The 3,327-nt window shown below is 50.4% G+C and carries 2 protein-coding genes; one reads left to right on the top strand and one right to left on the bottom strand.

Features of this window, described 5'->3' with window-relative positions; translation table 11 throughout:
• Window positions 1-148: 148 nt before the first annotated feature.
• Complete coding sequence (locus LIO98_RS10790; RefSeq protein ID WP_291956789.1) at window positions 149-1,807, top strand: phosphoenolpyruvate carboxykinase (ATP); 1,659 nt, start codon at window positions 149-151, stop codon at window positions 1,805-1,807.
• Window positions 1,808-1,875: 68 nt separating this feature from the next.
• Here the strand turns inward: LIO98_RS10790 and LIO98_RS10795 are convergent, their stop codons facing one another.
• Window positions 1,876-3,282 (bottom strand): ATP-binding protein, encoded by a 1,407-nt coding sequence (locus tag LIO98_RS10795; protein WP_291956792.1) that lies wholly within the window; start codon window positions 3,280-3,282, stop codon window positions 1,876-1,878.
• Between the last annotated feature and the right edge of the window lie 45 nt (window positions 3,283-3,327).

A 3,327-nucleotide genomic window follows, 5' to 3' on the forward strand; every position in this document is an offset into this window, starting at 1 on the left:
GTTATTGTGTCGTTAATATTCCAATATTCTGAAATTGTATATTTTGTAACAAAACTCTTGTCAATTTTAATTATTGATGTATACTACGGACAGGTCACAGAAATATAACTAATTAGTTACAATTTTCTTTATTATAGGAGGAAAAAGTATGGCTACGCAGGGGCATTTTGTGGATTTGGAGAGTTTCAAGAGGCTCAATGTCACACCCATCAGGACGACTATAGAGACGGCCTTTTACGGCAATAACGTCTCTCCGGTCAAGGATCTTAAGGAGGCCTACAGGCTTGCGAAGGACAGCCCCGGAACAGTGGAACTGACAGGCATGCCCGTTCACCGGCCGACGGAGCTGGGACTTCCCGAAGGCGCCAACGTGCTGCTCTTTAACGACGGCGCGATTTTTGGACGCTGCGCCGCGGCGCGCAGGATAGTCGGCCATCCCGGCGTATCCGTGCCGGATTTAGCGACGCTTTTACGCGAGGCCATACATAACTCCCGTTTCCGTCATTTTTATTCGGCGCAGGCGGTCATCGGCCTTGAAGAGGATTTTATGGTCAAAGCCAACATCATGATGCCTGAGGGGTTTGAAAATAATCTCTACAGCTGGATGCTGAATTTTCAGTATCTCAATGATGAATACGCGGCGCGCTATAAAAATTCCCGTGACCTGCCGGCAGACGGCGACCTCTATGTCTACGCCGACCCATACTGGACGCATCCTGATTATCCTCTCGGACTTGCCTTCTTCTCGCCGGAGCAGAACTGCGCCGCGATCCTTGGAATGCGTTATTTCGGAGAGTTTAAGAAGGGAACGCTGACGCTTGCCTGGGGCGCCGCCGCGCGCAACGGCTACGCCTCCTGCCACGGCGGTCTCAAACGCTACGAGCTGAAGGACGGCAGCGGCAAGAAGTATGTCCTCGCCGTATTCGGACTCTCCGGCTCCGGAAAGTCGACCATTACGCACGCGAAGCACAAGGATAAGTATAACGTCACCGTGCTTCACGACGACGCCGTCATTATAAATGTCAAGGAGAAGTACGCGATCGCCCTTGAACCGGCCTATTTCGACAAGATGCAGGATTATCCCATCGGCTGTCCCGACAATAAGTATCTTCTGTCGCTGCAGAACTGCGGCGTGACGCGCGATGAGGAGGGAAAGCTGATGGTGGTCAGCGAGGATATCCGCAACGGTAACGGCCGCGCCGTGAAGTCCCGCTTCTGGACCCCGAACCGCATAGACAGGATAGACGAGCCCCTCAACGCGATATGCTGGCTCATGAAGGACCCGACGCTGCCGCCGGTTGTGAAGCTTACAGGGCCGTCGCTCGCCTCGGTGATGGGCTCGACGCTCGCGACGAAGCGCACCTCCGCCGAGCGCCTCGCTCCCGGAGTGGACCCCGACGCGCTGGTAATTGAAAGTTACGCGAACCCCTTCCGTACCTATCCTCTCGCGATGGATTATATCCGCTTCCGCACCCTCTTCGAGGACGGCGTTGAATGCTACATCCTCAACACAGGCTCGTTCATGGATAAGAAGGTGGAGAAGAACACGACGCTCTCAATATTGGAGGCGATCGTCGAGGGCAAGGCCGAGTGGAAATCTTTCGGCAATATCCCCGACATAGAGTATATGCTTATACCCGGCTTTGAGCCCGACTTCAACAACTGGACTTATAAGCAGCACTTCACCAACAGGATGAACGACCGTCTACAGTTCATAAAGTCGCGCGAAACGGAAAAGGGCGGCATGGATTCCCTTCCGCCGGACGCTCTGCAGGCGGTGGAGAGTGTCATTAAAGCGATAAAATAATTTTTCGAAAGTATAATGATAACGTGACAGCCCCGGGAAAGATGATCTCCGGGGCTGTTGTTTACTGGTCAATAGGGGAAGTTTTCCTCGGAGACGAGCAGGATGTCATCGCGTTTTCTGGCGGCGGCGGTCAGATCTTCGCTGAAGCCGGAGCGAGAGAAGATGATGAAGTAACATCTGCGGTCCTCCAAATTCCAGTGAACATGTTTGGCCTTTTCTTCAAGTGCGGTTAGTAAACGCAGGCCTGTTACTTCATTTGTGTATTTGCATTCACCAAAGAGAATGTTTTTACCGGCGGGTTCGTATGCGACGAGGTCTATTTCATTATTGCCGTCCCACCAGCGGCCGGCTTTTGTGAAGCGGAAGGGCAGCGCACCGTCAGTATTCATCTTCCACAGGCATTCAAGGCAGATGTCTTCGTAGACATAGGCCGCGTGGGCGCTGACGAATGACTCCCTGATTTTTCCCATAACAAGCTCCTCGTTTCCAAACTCAATGTAGCTCTTATATGGTTCTATGAAACGGAGCCAGAAGCGCAGATAGTTATCTTTTATTCTGTAGAGCCCGCGCTTGCTTTTTTCTGGCCGTTCTTCTGTAACGGGAACTTCGCGTTTTAACAGATCCATATCTATCAATGTCTTGAGGTATTTGGTGAGCCCCGTTTGTTTTATTTCAAGGTTTCCAGCTATCTGCGACAGCTTTTCATGCCCAGCGGCGATGCTCTTCAATATTGATAGGTACGAGCCGGTCTCCGTCAACTCGCGGTCGAGAAGAAACTGAGGTTCTTCATAGAGAAAGCCGCTTCTACGCAGTATATTTTGTTGGATCATGCTAAAAATGTCGTCGCCGTCAAGGAATGTTTCAATATATTTCGGTACTCCACCGGTCACTGCATAGAGCTCCATCTGCTCACGAAGCGTCTTTTGCGGAAAGAACTCTCTGTAATAGCGGAAGGGGATTTGCTGAAGTTTTATCTGCGCCGTCCTCCTGCCATAAAGTGGGCTCGAGTAGTTCAGCACCTGTGATTCCATCATTGAGATGAGCGAGCCGCATAGGATCAGCATGATATTTTTACCTTCGAGTATTCCATCCCATATCTTCTGCAATATTGATGGAAATGCCGGCTGCGATCCAGCTATATACTGGAACTCGTCAATGACTATTATTATTTTGTCATTGGAGGAAAACGTGGACAGTATACTGAAAATAGGGTCCCAGCTTTTCAGCGATGCTTCCCGTAAAAGGTCGTTTCCTGAAAATTCAGCAGCCAGCTCCTGAAAGGCTCCTCTGTTTTGAGCTTCATTTTCCTCCGTAGCGAGAAAGTACAGAGCGGGTTTGTTTTTCACAAACTCACGCAGCAGCGCTGTTTTTCCCACACGCCGGCGGCCGTAGAGCACTACAAATGAAGATCCGCAGCGCCGGTATTCCGATTCCAGAGATTGCAGTTCTTTTTCCCTGTCTATAAAAGGTTTCACCGTCTATCACCTCTGGTATTTATTATACATCTAATTATTATACTC

Source organism: Cloacibacillus sp., assembly GCF_020860125.1.
Taxonomy (GTDB): domain Bacteria; phylum Synergistota; class Synergistia; order Synergistales; family Synergistaceae; genus Cloacibacillus.